Origin of the sequence: Segatella maculosa DSM 19339 = JCM 15638 (genome assembly GCF_000382385.1) — a bacterium.
Classification (GTDB): domain Bacteria; phylum Bacteroidota; class Bacteroidia; order Bacteroidales; family Bacteroidaceae; genus Prevotella; species Prevotella maculosa.
The window spans coordinates 11,828-27,785 of sequence record NZ_KB908343.1 but is presented as its reverse complement, the minus strand read 5'-3'; the positions used below and the strand labels follow the sequence as shown (position 1 = coordinate 27,785).

General features: G+C 45.2%; 8 protein-coding genes. 3 read left to right on the top strand and 5 right to left on the bottom strand.

Translation table 11 applies throughout. The features are described 5' to 3' along the window. From H164_RS15805 to H164_RS0112935, 5 genes are all read right to left on the bottom strand, one after another. The coding region (locus H164_RS15805; protein WP_019969018.1) for a helix-turn-helix domain-containing protein at positions 1 to 217 on the bottom strand (217 nt) is incomplete at its 3' end. 416 nt (positions 218 to 633) lie between these two features. Beyond that, entirely contained in the window at positions 634 to 2,124 is a 1,491-nt protein-coding gene (locus tag H164_RS0112950; RefSeq protein WP_019969017.1) for an IPT/TIG domain-containing protein, read from the bottom strand. A gap of 49 nt (positions 2,125 to 2,173) precedes the next feature. After that, on the bottom strand, positions 2,174 to 3,313 hold the full coding sequence (locus tag H164_RS0112945; protein ID WP_019969016.1) for an endonuclease/exonuclease/phosphatase family protein: 1,140 nt from the start codon (positions 3,311 to 3,313) through the stop codon (positions 2,174 to 2,176). Between the two features lie 119 nt (positions 3,314 to 3,432). Then, positions 3,433 to 4,677 (bottom strand): family 43 glycosylhydrolase, encoded by a 1,245-nt coding sequence (locus tag H164_RS0112940; protein ID WP_019969015.1) that lies wholly within the window; start codon positions 4,675 to 4,677, stop codon positions 3,433 to 3,435. 112 nt (positions 4,678 to 4,789) lie between these two features. Next, entirely contained in the window at positions 4,790 to 7,501 is a 2,712-nt protein-coding gene (locus tag H164_RS0112935) for a glutaminase family protein (RefSeq protein ID WP_025830377.1), read from the bottom strand. Positions 7,502 to 7,836: 335 nt separating this feature from the next. Between H164_RS0112935 and H164_RS0112930 the strand changes: the two genes are divergently transcribed. The 3 genes from H164_RS0112930 to H164_RS0112915 all read left to right on the top strand — a co-directional run bounded on the left by H164_RS0112930 (position 7,837) and on the right by H164_RS0112915 (position 15,947). Then, on the top strand, positions 7,837 to 10,596 hold the full coding sequence (locus H164_RS0112930) for a hypothetical protein (RefSeq protein WP_025830378.1): 2,760 nt from the start codon (positions 7,837 to 7,839) through the stop codon (positions 10,594 to 10,596). A 758-nt stretch (positions 10,597 to 11,354) separates the two neighbouring features. Then, entirely contained in the window at positions 11,355 to 12,839 is a 1,485-nt protein-coding gene (locus tag H164_RS0112920) for an IPT/TIG domain-containing protein (protein ID WP_025830379.1), read from the top strand. Between the two features lie 24 nt (positions 12,840 to 12,863). Continuing rightward, on the top strand, positions 12,864 to 15,947 hold the full coding sequence (locus H164_RS0112915; RefSeq protein ID WP_026356373.1) for a SusC/RagA family TonB-linked outer membrane protein: 3,084 nt from the start codon (positions 12,864 to 12,866) through the stop codon (positions 15,945 to 15,947). The last annotated feature ends 11 nt before the right edge of the window (positions 15,948 to 15,958 follow it).

The window sequence follows — 15,958 nt, the reverse complement described above, 5'->3', positions numbered from 1 at the left end:
CCTCTATGCCTTCCGACTTGAAACGCTTTACCCAAGCGTTTACGCTTACATGGCTCATTTCCGTTTGCGCACCTATGGCTACTGATGACAGACCTTCCGACTTCAGTAATACTGCACGACAACGCATACGGAAACAATGTTTCTCGCCAAAGCGAAATCCTCTATCGAGTGCCAGACGCTCTGTCTCGGCTAACCCCAATACTTTTGGTTTTCCCATAACTCAAAGTAGAACGGAAATTACATATATTTATTTTGTGTAAATTAATTTTGTTCACTTACTTATCTATATTAAATCACCTCTCAATTTGAGTCATTTCACGGTGTGATTTGAGTCAAAACAGAGCGTAATCTCAGTCATTTTGCATCGCAATCTCAGTCATTTCACACGGTAATCTGTGTCAAATTGCCTTGCAGACTGATAGGGATTATCTCTGTCTGAAACAGATCTTTGCCCGGAATAGTTCCTTTTGCTTATCCCTGACCGGGGGTAATACTACTTGATGTCATTTATCCTCAGACGATACTGTCGCCCTACACGACAGACGTCAAACAAGCAACCTGTGTGATGTCGTCGGCCTTTTGGCAACGCGACCCAAAGGCCTGACGACACCATGTATGGTTAAAGATGTATGTTCAACGGCTTATCGTTCTCACAGTTTTATAGTAAGTATCGAAAATGTAGAATGTCTCGGTACGCTCATCGTAGGCAATACCCGTAGGACTCCCGAAGCGCGCAGTCTCTCTCAGGTCGCCATCTTCAGGCCCCCAGGTGTTATTATCTCCCATGGCCGATGTTGCTCCACGTCCCGCAAAGGTGCGGACACGACCTTCGGGTGTAAGATAACGCACGCAATAGTTGTCATAATCACAGAAGTAGAAATCGTAAACGTCTTCCTTTCCTTGTGCCACATAGTCTGGATTTTTCACGAATATGCCTTGATAGGGGAAGTTCATCAATGTACCGTCTCCCTTGCCGTCGGCCCATCCTTTCACACCCTGCTGTCCGGAAACGAGGTAAGGCTGCTTGAAACGTTTGGTGGCCTCATCGTAATCCATGCGATAGATGCAATTTTGGTTCAGTGCTATCACATAAGCATACTTGCCGGTAGGATGTATGGTAATGTTAAAGTTCCAACGACTGGCACCAAGCGTAAGCATTTGCTCATAATTATTGCCCGTGAGATAGGGAACCCACGGAGTTGTTCCCGATGCATTGGCATAATACTTGGTCACATCAAGGCGATAAATCGCATTGTTGCCGTAGCTGTTGAAATATAGTTCACCATTGACAGGGTGCACGGCTACAGTGTTGCATTGCTTGTAAGCGGCCAGCACCTCACATTTCGACTCATCGCTGAAGCTTCCATCGGCGTTGCGCTTAACAATCCATACACTGGTAGAACGGTCTCCGTTATCGTCACGGTCAGTAGCAATCACCATGTCGCCCTTTGCCGTAAAGTCTATTGCACGTAAGCGCTTGCCTTCAAAACACTTACTACCGTGCATCACAGTAGTGACAGTCTTAGCTTTCAAGTCAATAAGTTGCACGCCGTAACCACTATAATCGAAGTCTTCGTAAGCAACATACAAATGATCATGGTTCTGTGGATCAAACTTCATAAAGGCAGCCTGCTTACCGAAAGTGGCCGAACCGTCGTCCTTGCCCGTACCAAACGTGCCGTCTTTCCAGCCCGGATTGTCATTGCTTATACGGTAGCCAATCAGTGTGTGCACTGTCAGCGGACTGGCATATGCAAACTTCTTAGTGGCCTTGGCAGACTGTTTCGCAACCTTCACCTCTACTTCAAATAGTCCAGACTCTCTCCAATAAGGTACGATACAGCTGAGACTGTCAGACTTTACGTAGTTCAGCTTGGCTTCCTTGCCATCAATCGTTACACTTACCTGTTTAGGATCAATACCGAAATTTGAACCATAGATAACCATTTCCTGGCTATCGGTACCCCCGGTTGGCGTGTAGCGGCTGATGGTTACAGGCACATTAGGATTATAACGTGCAGTATTATCCTCATCTTTATCGCTACAAGCTACCATATTACCACATAAGGTGACGATGAAGAATGCATATATCCAACGCTTCATTATGAGTTTATTCCTTTTCATATTATGGTTTTATCTTAAAGTTAACTTTATACTTTATCTTATACTATATTTATTTCTTCACCCGAACTTTAAATGTAGTAAGATTTCCCTTATGATCCGTAGGCCAAGTTCCCTTTGGCTCAATAAAGGTATCTTTCGAATCGTTGGCTCCACGCTTGCCAAAATAAATAGAGCCAGCTGGCCCGACGAGTTCAGCTTTCAACAGTTCAACGGGTTGCAACTTATTATAATATACAAAGTCGATACGGTCGCGCTCATCGTATTCAGGGCAGAAAGATAATTGGCTTATGCTGGCATTCTTATTATCAGCAGGGAAGGTAAAGCCCGGATGTGTAACAGGATTTGGAAACTTTTCGCGATAAGTGTCTACAAAGTCTGCCTTTCTCAACATCACGGAGCAATCCCAGTCGGCTATCACCCCATTATGGCTGTACATATCCTTTGTGTTGGCCTGCCAATCAAGATCAGAAGGCTCATTGAAGTCACCTCCTAAGACAACAATACGTCCCCGATCCATCTCGCTTCGAGCATCATCAAGAAACATTTCCATTGCCTCGTCGCGCGTGCTCAGTCGGTTGTCCTTCATTATACGCTTACTGTCGGTAATAGGATTGGGAAGTTTCGACCAGTCCGGCCCACTGTTATAGCCTCTTGGCAGGTAGCAAGCATAGTGTTTGTAGTCAAGATGCACAGAATAGAAAGTCATCTCTTGCCCGCGAACATCCACCGTTACTTTTATCATATAGTTATCAGTGGGTGCGGGAAGTACCTTGAAGCTCTTTATTTCATACTTCGACAACACACCGACAAACGTGCCATGATTCTTACCACAGTAATCTTTCTGGTACTTTGTTTTTAACGATTGGCACAGACGATGTGTGTACTCGCCGTCGCCATCAGGAATTTTCTTCAACAAGAGATCGTTACGCAACTCGCACAACAACACAATATCAGGGTCGACTTGGTTGATAACATCTACCAAGCCATTATAAGCATTATTCACTTGTGTTGCTCCAAACCATGTGTTTAGCTGGAAAACTTTCAGGTCTTGATACACTTCTACGGGTTTTGGTGGCTCTGGAGTGGGATTGTCATCTTCATTGCTGCACGCAACAGAGCAACAGCCGAACAACATCAAGAATGCCACATTCAGATAACCATGCTTTAAAAAAAGAAGTTCTCTTTTCATTGTTCTTGGTTTTAATAAATACTATTATTGGTTTTTAGTTATATTCTTAGCCTATATAAAGTATAGCACAATAGGCCGCATGTCGGGCATAAGATACATGTCTCAACACAGAGCAAGGCCTATTTAACTTTTACAATTTTCTGTTTAATGCTACCACTATTTCCTCTTACCTTTACCACATATATACCCACGGGTACATCCGTCAACCATAGATCTTGCGTGTGTATGGCTCTGCCTGCTTTTATCTTTTCGCCGCTTATGGCATAGAGTTCCCATGTGAAGGCGGAGTTATCGGGGGTTGAAATCTGATAATAATTGTCGCCACCACAGACAACGGTGTAGGCATCCGGTGTGGCATCAACATCAGCAATACCATTAGATGTATCGTCTTTAAAGAAAGGAACTGCCCCTCCCTTCGACGGATGTTTGCCCTCTATATAGGGCCAGCCTTCGTTATCCCACAACACTTTGTCCATGAAAAGCTTTCTGCCAGCGTCTATATCAGACTTATCGAACCCATGATACAGCATCCAATAATCGCCATTATCATCGATGATCAGTTGCGAACAATGCCCAGGACCAGCTACAAGTTCATTACCCGACAGCACACTTTCATACGAGCCGCCTACATCCATTATCTTTTTACCACGCCTGTTGACGTATGGACCGCGCAATTCTTTACTTCGCGACACCACAACTCGATAGGTGCTATTGGCTCCTTCGCAGCAATTACCCAATGAACCCATAAAATAATAGTAGCCATTACGCTTCACCATCATCGTGGCTTCTGTGCCATGGTGCATCCAATTATGGTTCGGGCCTATCTGGAACTTCTCTGCCCCTGGCTTTAAAGACAACCCATCATCAGACAGCTCTATTCCCCACACACCACGAAAGCTCCCCCAAAAGAGGTATTTCTTTCCATCATCGTCTTGAAAGAAACAGGGGTCGATGCTGTTTTGCACACCAATCTCAGAACTGGTAAAGAGTTTTCCTCTATCAACAAACCCTCCACGAGGCGAAGAAGATGTAGCGACACCAATACCACAGTTCCACTCCTTTCCCCATTCAGCCATAGAATAGTAAAGAACAAATTGTCCATTGATGTAATTGATATCGGGTGCCCAGATGTTTCCACCCTTTATAAAGGAAGGACGAGTCGAGCTGTTGAAGGCCGAACCCGCAAATCGCCATCGCGTAGCGAGATTGCGTGACTTGTAAATGGGCACACACTGGCCACCGCCCTCTGTAGCATAAACATAAAACTGACCATCGGGTGCGCGTATAACGCTTGGATCGGGCATGTTTTTATTTAAGACGGGATTAGTATATTGACCATAAACAACTATAGTCAATATCTGCATACAAGCAACCAGGAATATTCTTTTTATCATAAATAAGAGGAATAAATATTTAGCGACATTGAAATCTTCATGAGTTTATCAGCTATTTGTCACGGTGATAAAACTCCAGAATTTACTTTACTATCACCTTCTTCACAGTCTTGTCTTTGTATCGGACAACGTTTATTCCCCGAGTCGGAGCAGAAAGCCGTCGCCCGTCTACATCATATCGCTCCAACTCTTTCTTCGAGGCATCAGGTGTTTGAGGTTCATTCTTAATGTCTGTTGAAAACTTCTTATTTTTCAAGAAGTTGTCCATCAGCACCTTCATCCAATGTCCGCCAAGTACAGAGCGGCCTTGGAATATCTGATAGTCGCCACTGTTCACCCAATACCAATCGCTAAATGGCACTCTATTCTTAGTCTTGTCAGCGAATTCCCACACAAAGTCTGACATTCGTGTGAATCCTTCTTGAGTATCGGCCAAACATGCAGTCCACATCTCCCAATCTGATTTCGTATATCTTTCACGATTATCCAAAGGTATGCCGTATGGTTCTGCCTTTGTAAGATAATAGTTATACTCTTTCTGTTTCATTTGTTTGGAGAAAAGGTTCAGTCCCCACAGTTTGTCCCATACCATATTATATTTCATGCTCCACGTGCCACTGCGGTCGTAAGCTAATCGGTAATGGTCGCCATCGTTAGCTGTTCGTTCCAGTGTAGCAGCCATTCGACGCGCCTTATCCATATAAGTACGGTATGTAGTATCTTCTCCTTGCATTTGTGCCATCAATGCATATCCGGCAATTCCCATAATAGCCTTTACAGAAAGGTTTACGTTGTGCGCTAAATGCCCCGCAAAATCATCAGTACAGAGTTGATTAGCGGGATCTTGTCCATTAGCTACCAAATAGTTTGTCCACATGGTAAGCAAGTCCCAATACTTCTTGGCAAAATCAGCTTTTCCCTCTCTTAGGCAGGTCATTGCTGTGAGAATAACCATATTCCCCGCCTCTTCCACAGGCATATTTTTACCGAAATCTCCATTTCCACCAGGGAAACAAGAGGCATAAGTCTGTTTGTCAGCAATGGGATAGAAACCCAGATCATGTGCCGGGAAATGAAATCCCCAGCGCGAACTGTCAGCACAATACTTGAATATACCTTCTAAAGCACCTTTTTCTAACTGTATATTATAGGTAAAGAATAGCGGTGCAGCAGGATAGGTCACGTCTACTGTATTGATAAACCCACCCGAGCTGTTCTCTTTCGAGAAGTATATCAGGTCACCATCTTTATCCATAAACAGCTTATGGGCAGCCAAAGTCTGACGATAAGAGGCTGCTAAAGTCTCGGCATACTTCTTGTTTCCTGCTGCTAAGGCATCGTCGTAGATTATCTTGTCCCATCGGCGCGCACGTTGCATGTACGACTTATAATTATCGCGGAAGTTCTCGAAGGCATCAGTAAGCTGCTGTCCATCTTTCGACCAATAGGCTTTGTAGCGTGTTCCAAGAAATTGCACATCTTGTATCTCATCATAACCTATCATCATGTAGCTTGAATCGCAATCCGTTAACCCAAAGTTGTGCAAGTACCCCAGCATGGGCATCTCACTTTCGTTATTACTCTTAATACGCTGTGCATCACGTTGAGCCAACGTCCCCTTGTCAATAAATTGACTTTCCACAGCATTTTGGTCGGCCATAGTTACATTTCCATTCACATTGGGTATCATCAAGTAGCCCCAATCAATGCAAAGTAAATCACCTGTCTTGCCCAACACGTTCTGCTCTACACTTCCTGTGCGCACATAGTCAATATTGTTCACATTTTGTATGCGTGAAATCGTGGGTTGGGTGTTCTTTATCACCGCTAATTCTGGTGTCGTTCCGAAGAATATCTGCACATCATGCTTTCGCTTATCATTGGAGCAAACCTGATAAGAGATGTAGTTAATGGGTGTAGAAAGCAAGTTCAAATCGTCAAGAAACATCGGTGCGGTGAAAACTAAACGTAGGTCTACGCCTCCGCAACGAAACGTATAGTAAGTATTGGTGGCCATAACGTTGCAGCCCGTTTGTACGGCATTACGCATGTTGTTGTGTTTCTCTTTCACGTTGGCAAACAACCCGATGTCGGCATTGGCCCCACCTGTGGTGTTATGCACATGGTATGCGATAACATTGTCGCCAACACGCAAACTGCGCTTTACGTCAGCAGACAACATCAACTCTTCGTTCTGCACCCACGTTTCGCCCGTCTCGATTGCCAACACACCATTTACGTACACCTCACACTTATCGTCGTGCGAGTAAATCAGCCACAAGTCGCGCGCCAAGTCTTCCTTGGTCAGCGTCACATGCCTACGTATATAGATGTCTGAATTGGTGTCCGTCCAAACCGTACGTATGTTAGGATATTCTTTGGGAGTGCCAAACGCAGCCTGTTGCGTTTGCCATTTGCTATCGTTAAAATCGCGTTGCGCCCAATTTGCCGCTGGTTTTGCATAGCTAACCTTTGCCTTCCACGCTCCCATATCGGCCATTGGTGCTACGGGTTTCAGTAGTCGGCCTTTCTCCTTTCCCATAAATCGGTAGGTCGTTCCGTCAACGCGCAACAAGCCGTCAATGGCTTTCTGTTGTCCCGTCCAATGGCGTGTGGTGCCATCGTATAAGTTATCGTAAGGCGACCAAATGGAGAAATAGGGGTCGTTCACTATCAATGGGATAGATGGCAAGCGAAGACTAGTACGCCGATAAGGTTCGAAAAACGAACCGCCCTGCGCCTCTGTCACCAGCACATTTGCCACACCAACCAAACAAAGTAATAGCTTTCTCATATTAAACAAAATACTATGGTATCGATTTAAACAATATTTTCTGATTACGCTACAAAATTACTCGCCCTTTTTAGACTATGATACGATTATCATTCCAAATAATAACAAAATTGAACCAACATGCGCCTTTGGTTCTTTTTTGCTATACTCTGAACGGATTTTACGCATCAGTACTTAAAATAAGGTCTATCTTTGCAGCGTAAACAAGCAACAACAAATAGTTCAAGTCTCTATATATAATATGGTGTAAGCACCCCATGCCGGGTTGTATCTATATTTGAAATATGCCGAAACCTTAACGAACATAAAGTAATTATTTTAACTAAAACCAACTTATGAAAAAGCAAGTACTATCATTAGGTCTAGGATTGTTGAGCGCAACCCTGCTCAACGCCCAAACCACGCCTTGGCCAGGACATGCCATCGGCAATGGAGGAGAATATTATCTCTACAATGTCGCTACGGGCTTGTGGCTTCAAAACAACAACACTGTGAAAGACGGATGGGCAACGGCCGTTAACGTGGGTACGCGCGGCCTACCCATCACCCTTGAAAAAACAGGAGTAAAGACGTTTAAGCTACGTTCCAGCTTTCGTGGAGGTAACGGCGTCTCTAATAAAATTGGCGATGCCGGCCTGCTTTACTGGGATATGCCGGCTGCAAACATAGGTACATGGGATATGTCGCCTGCCGACAATGCCCAATCCATACACGGATACTGGCTAGAATGCGACGCATTGGTGCTAGGGGCAGACAATAACCTGCTCACATTAGATAAGGAGAAGAACAGCGTTTGGCAGCTTGTTACACGAGAAGAACGTATTGCCGACGCAAAGGCGAAGGCCTCTGCCGACCATCCCGTGGACGTAACGTGGCTCATTGATGCGCCCGATCTCGTGACAAAAAACACCACTTACAAACTGGATTGTACAGCTGCGCCTAACACCGAGCATTCTACTTATCAAGGCGGCTGGGACATTGTGAAGGCAAATACTATCCAAGAGTTCTGGAACACGCAAACATTCGACTTCTATCAAACCATCAGCGGATTGCCCAACGGCACCTATAAGTTCAGCGTACGTGGCTATTATCGCGACGGTTCAAACGAAACGCGCGACTATACGATGTACGGATATGGTGTCGACAAGTTTATTAATGGCACCGAACAACTTCGCGCCATCTATTATGCCAACGGCACTTCTGCCCCTATCATGTCTCTTTACGCAGGTGCGAAAAAAGCTCCCGAAGAGGGATTTAGTTTCCAAGCCGAACGCGAGAACAAGCAAAATAGTGGGTTATACGTACCCAACAACCCTCACGAAGCCAACTATGCCTTGTGGAAGGGCAATTACCAAAACGCCGAAATAACCGTTACTGTTACAGACGGAACACTAAAATTTGGCGTTAAGAAGGAGAGTGGCGTTGTCGACGATTGGTGCGTAATCTCTAATTTCTCTTTAAAATACCTCGGTTCGAAAGTTCTTCAAACTGCAGAAGAGGCATTGAAAGGTCTTAAAGAGATACTTGCCACAACAAAAGCGTTTAAAGGTGCCGTTGCCCCTGCATTGAGCAAGCAATACACAGATGCTATTGCAGCTGCCAAAAAGGCCCTCACCTCTACCGACCCTGTGGCCATTAACGCCGCAACCTCTAACTTACAAAAAGCTTACGATGCCGTTTCTGCCTGTTCAGAAAGCTATTCAGCTTTGGCAAAAACGACTGAGATTTGCAAAAACATCAATAAGAACAACGACACACAACTTAATGCAGCCACTGTAAAGGCCGAGAAGGTAGCCAAAACCGCCACGACCAATGCCGACATGAAGGCGGCTCTTGTAGACCTGCGCGTGGCTCGTAAGATTGCTGTTGCCGACAAGATGCCCGATATTTACAAGGGTACCAAAGCCGGTGCAGGCGAATTCTACTTCTATAACGTGGCCTCTCAGAAGTTCCTTATGGGTGGTTCCGATTGGAATACGCATGCTGCCGTAGACGTTCCCGGTGTGCTCTTCACCGTTACAGCCGAAGGAAACGCGTTCACCATCAACCGCAATGGAGGTAAAGATGGTAATTACCTTGGTTATAATGGCTATACCGATATTCCTGGGAAAGATGTTTGGGCGTTTGTTCCCGTTGCTGGCAAGACCAACGTTTACAATATCGTGAAGGGCGATAACCATGCCCAAGGATTGGCTTTTGCGCCACAATCTAACACCGATGCCGACGAGGCTATGGATAAGGAGTTCTGGAATACTGTTTCTGTAGAAGCCCCTGTTGCAAAGAATGCCAACGCCGAATGGAAACTCGTTACCAAGGCCGAACGTGATGCGCTGCTTGCAACGGCCACCGAAACCCGTCCTGTTGATGCCACTCACCTGCTTGTTAGCCCAGGTTTCAACCGCCCTGCAATGCTTGAAGGTTGGAATGCCGACCGCAAGGGCGACTTTAAAGATGCAAATCTTGGCGTTATTGACCGTGGCAGACGCACAAATATGGTGTGCGAGGCATACTATCTGCAATCGTTCGAGGTAAATCAAACTATAAGCAACTTGCCCGAAGGTTACTATCAAGTGAACATGACTGGTTATTATCGTGACGGCAGTCGTGAGGCGTTGCAACAAAAGATTGCCAACGGAGCTACTCCTGCACGTCACGCCATGCTCTATATCGAGAACAAAGGTAAGGGCGACGAGGTCGCACTGCCGTCAATAGCAGCGGGTATGAATCAATGTCCTGGTATCGGTTGGACAGGCGTAGCAGGCGAACAACCCGACAACGTGATGGACGCAGCTGAATATTTCGAATGTGGACTTTACAAAGTTTACACCCATATTATTAAGGTTGGTCCCGATGGTGAACTAACGATCGGTGTCACCAAAGACAAACAAGTGGACAACGATTGGGCAGTGTTCGATAACTTCCGCCTTACATACTTCGGCAAGCACGTTTCTCAAGACATTATCAACGGTATCAACACCGTTAAAAACAATGTCGTTGTGGACGGTAAGATCTACAACCTGCAAGGCATGGAAGTAAGACGTCCGCTCAAGAGTGGCATCTACATCTGTAATGGTAAGAAATTCATCGTAAAGTAAGATTTTTCAGGTTTGATTGTTTTCAGCGGCCGGGGCTTAGACACATTAGTGTTGAGCCCCGGCTATTTTCATATCATGCCAACCACTCGCAGCTCTTATACTGCACTGTATAAACATCTTTCAGGTAACTGATGATATCACCATGTATTCAATAAGTAATTTTTATGTCCGTTCAGGATAAAAGTAATAGCCCAAGGCCTCGAATTTCTGTTCGTTTCTATTTTATTTATCTAAGGCATCGGAAAGCCTTCTTTTCCCATTGGATTTTACCCCTGTTCGAGATAAAATAAGGTCCCATTACATGGCTTTGTAATTTATATTAAATTACCCTCCAATTTGAGTCAAAATAGAGAGCAATCTCAGCCATTTCACACGGTAATCTCACCCATTTCGCACGGTAATCTCAGCCAAATTACCTTGTAAACTGATAGGAATTTCATCTTCATCGAACTCATGTATATAATTTTACACGCATATGCGATGCTCTCTCTGCGCTGCATTGCCTCAAACAACCACATGTTACGCATGAGTATGGGAGCAGCGAACAACATGGGGTCACGTGCCGCTTTTTCATCATTATCGGTAAGAAAAAAATGAAAGATGCCCGTTTCTTGTATTTTTTGAACGATATGTTGTATCTCTACAGCACAATTCTCACTAACTTTGCTGATGAATTTTCCACTTTATATATAGAAACGTTTCCTTCGGAAAGACATAATACCGTGGAACAGAATAAAAAATTTAAATCCAATATATTTATGAAAAAAAACAATCTAAACATCTGTGGCCAAATACTCGCATGGGGAATCCTGCTGTTTTGTGCCGCTTGTATGTCGGCATGTCGAAGCGATGATGCTGCCGACTCTTCAGAAAAGTACGACCCTTCTCGGCCCGTTACTGTGACAGACTTCATCCCTAAAACAGGCGGAGTGGCTCAAAGGTTAGTTGTATATGGCAGTAATTTCGGTAACGACGCTTCCAACGTCAAGGTTACTATTGGCGGACAACGTGCCATTCTCATCAGCGTCAAAGGCAATTGCCTCTACTGTTTGGTACCGGCCAAAGCCTATACGGGCGAGATTGTGGTGTCTGTTGGCGGCAAAACAGCCAATGAACAGAGCGCTACTGCCAGCAGTAAATTTAATTACGAACGAAAGATGGTTGTGGGAACACTTAGCGGTATACGTAACCAATTCGATGATCAAGGATGGCATGATGGCCCTTTCAAGACGGCCACGGGATTTGCCGGTGAAGGTTGCCTTACTTTCGACCCGCTATATCCTAATATTTTATACGTCGTTTATGATGAAAACGCGCACGGTATACAAGCGCTCGACTTAGAAAAAAAGGAGGTAAAAACTATCCTTTCTATGTCTAAGTTTGATAACCAGAGGTTACGTTCTATTGATTTCTCGCATGACGGACAATATATGCTCATCTCTACCGACCGCGATGACCGCCAGCTGCAGAGTCCCAGTGTGTGGATTGTGAAGCGAAACAGCGATGGCACTTTCACCGATGACTCTAAATCGCAGATCTTGGCTGCATATAAACAATGTAATGGGGCAGCCGTACATCCCATAAACGGAGAACTTTACTTCAACAGCTATGAGCGTGGACAGGTGTTCCGCCTCAACATGGACAATTACTTCAATACCGTTACCAGTGGTGGAACGTGGTATCCCAATTGGACCGATGGTAATTTTAAAGAGTTATTCACTATTCAAGATGTTAATTGGGAGTTTAAGATTTTCATTCATCCTACGGGTAAGTACTGCTACATCGCTGTCATTAATAAACATTACATACTCCGTTCCGACTATAACGAAATCACCAAAAGCTTTGCTCCTCCTTACGTTGTGGCAGGACAAGCACGAAACAATGGTTGGGTAGATGGCGTCGGTACAAGTGCACGCATAAACAGACCCTATCAGGGCTGCTTCGTAAAAAACAAACAATATGTAGCCGAGAATCGTGATGACGTGTACGACTTCTACTTCTGCGATAACAATAACCACTGCATACGCTACCTTACGCCTGATGGGATCATTCGCACATATGCAGGGCGTGGCACTTCTTCGCAAGCCGGCGATGGTAACATGTGGGGAACAGAAGATGGCGATCTAAGAGAAGTGGCTCGTTTTAATAGTCCTACGGGTATTGCCTACAGGGAAAGTACCAATACTTTCTACATTCTTGATACCAAAGGACGCAAGATACGCACTATTTCAATGGAAAAATAAAAAGCCAATTAGAGTAACAAGACAATGAAAAAACTATTCATATTATTCTGGATGTCGTGCTGCATCGTGTTTAATGCATTAGCACAGGAACAGCTGAATATCTCGGGAACCGTGACCGATGCTGCAGGAGAAGCTCTCATCGGTGTCAGCGTCACCGTGAAAGATGCCAAGGGACTGGGTACTATTACCAATATTGATGGAAAATATAACATCAAGATACAGCAATATCACACGCTGGTGTTCTCTTACATTGGTTACAAGCCCGTGAGTGTGCTGGTTAAAGGCGACAAAAAGGTAATCGACGTACAGATGTCAGAAGAAAAGACAAACGCCATTGATGAAGTTGTCGTCACTGGTCTCGGCACACAAAAGAAGCTTACGGTGACTGGAGCCATCACCAATGTAGACGTATCACAGATGAAACAATTCCCCTCATCAAACTTCACTAATGCTTTGGCTGGCAACGTTCCAGGTATCATTGCCATGCAGTCATCAGGGCAGCCGGGTAAAAGTACATCGCGCTTCTGGGTCCGCGGTATTTCAACCTTTGGAGCCAGTGCCTCTGCAATGATACTTGTAGATGGCTTTGAGCGGAATAACATCGATGACCTGAATATAGAGGATATCGAGAGTTTCTCTGTGTTGAAAGACGCTTCGGCAACAGCTATCTATGGTTCGAAAGGTGCTAATGGTGTAATTCTTATTACTACCAAGCACGGTAAAGCCGGAAAGATAAACATCAATGTAAAAGGCGAGGCTTCGTATAACACTCGAACCATTACGCCGAAGTTTATAGATGCACCCACGTATGCTAACCTGCTCAATGAGGCACGTGTAACCCGTAATCTCGCGCCACAGTATCAACCCGAAGAGTTAGCACTTATCAGATCGGGATTGGATCCCGATTTCTATCCTAACGTAGACTGGTCAAAACTGCTGCTCAAAAACGGGGCTATGAGTTATCGGGCTGATTTGAGTATGAGTGGGGGTGGAAACACGGCCCGTTATTTTGTTTCACTATCGTATGTGGAAGATCAAGGCATGTATAACACCGACGAGACACTACGTAAAAAATACGACACTAATGCCAATTACAAACGCTGGAACTACCGTATGAATGTGGATATAGATGTTACTCCGACGACAATTATCAAGTTGGGTGTGTCGGGCAACCTCAACAAACGCAACAGTCCCGGTCTCGGCGACGAATACCTGTGGAGCGAACTCTTTGGCTTCAATGCCCTTAGCTCTCCTGTTCTTTATTCCAATGGTTATGTTCCGGCCTATGGAAACAATGTCCATCAAATGAATCCCTGGGTTTCATCCACACGTACAGGATACAACGAAGAATGGGACAACAACATACAGACAAATGTAACCGTAGATCAAAAGTTGGACTTTATTACCAAAGGCCTCTCATTTACGGGCCGATTTGGGTATGATACTTATAACAGCAACCACATCTACTACCGCCTTTGGCCAGCCATGTATCGCGCTAATAGCCGCGACTCACAAGGCAACATCATCTGGGACAAATTGTTTGAAGAGACTTCCATGAGCCAAAAGTCAGGCGGAGATGGTTCGCGCCACGAGTTTCTGGAGGCATTGTTGCGTTGGGATCGCACTTTCGACAAGCTACACAACTTCAGTGCAGTCAGCCGCTTTACACAAGACGAACGGATACAGACACAGAATATCGGTACAGACATCAAGAATTCTGTAAGCAAAAGGAACCAAGGGCTTGCCGGGCAGCTGACCTATAACTATGCCCTACGCTATTTCGTTGACTTCAACTTCGGCTACAACGGCTCAGAGAACTTTGCCGATCATCACCGCTACGGCTTCTTCCCCGCTTTCTCATTAGCATGGAATGTAGCTGAAGAGCCACTCATCAAGAAGGTATTGCCATGGCTTAATATGTTCAAACTACGCTATTCATGGGGTAAAGTAGGCAACGACAATATGGGAAGGTTCCCTTATCTCTACACACTCGACTACACGCCGAACATAGGCTACAATTGGGGTTCGAATCTCACTTCAGGAACTATACCCGGTATACATTACACCCAGATGGCATCACCAAACGTCACATGGGAAGTTGCACGCAAAACTGATTTCGGCTTTGATTTCGTGGCATTCGACAACAAGTTCTCGCTCACGATGGATTATTTCCATGAGAAGCGAACGGGTATCTTCATACAGCGCATGTTCTTACCCGACATCACAGGACTTGAAAGCTATCCATGGGCAAATGTAGGAGCTGTAAAATCTAAGGGTTTTGACGGCAATTTCCAATATAAAGATCACGTCGGAGAGATAAACTGGACAGTGCGTGGGAATATCACGTACAGCAAAAATACCATCTTGGAACGCGACGAAGAAAACAACGTCTATGCCTACCAGTATGGAAAAGGCTACCGGGTTAATCAGCAAAGAGGCCTTATTGCATTAGGACTGTTTCGTGACTACGACGACATTCGTAACTCGCCCAAACAGAGTTGGGGAACCGTTCAGCCTGGTGACATCAAATATAAGGATGTCAACGGCGACGGCATCGTAGATGATGGCGACCGCGTTGCTATAGGGGCAACCGACACCCCGAGTCTCATCTATGGCCTTGGAGCATCTGTCAGCTGGCGCGGGTTCGACCTCAACCTCCACTTCCAGGGTGCAGGAAAATACACATTCCTTATCAATAGTGGGGCAGTTAATGCCTTCAGAGATGGTCGTTGGGGGAACATTCTGCAAGGAATAACCGACAACCGTTGGATTTCATCCGATATTTCAGGTACCAAGGAAACCGAAAATCCCAATGCCCCATACCCTCGTTTGAGTTACGGCTATAACCTCAACAACCAACAGTCATCCAGTTTCTGGCTGCGCAACGGTCGTTTCCTGCGCTTGAAGAATCTTGATATCGGCTACACCCTGCCTAAACCCATGGTCAACACCATACACTTAGAGAGTGTGCGCATCTACATTTCGGGGCAGAACCTCATCACTTGGTCACCCTTCAAGCTATGGGATCCCGAACTCGACAGCAGCAATCGGGGGCAGGTATACCCTATCACCCGTTCGTTCACAGCAGGTATACAAATCAGTTTATAATTACAGACATA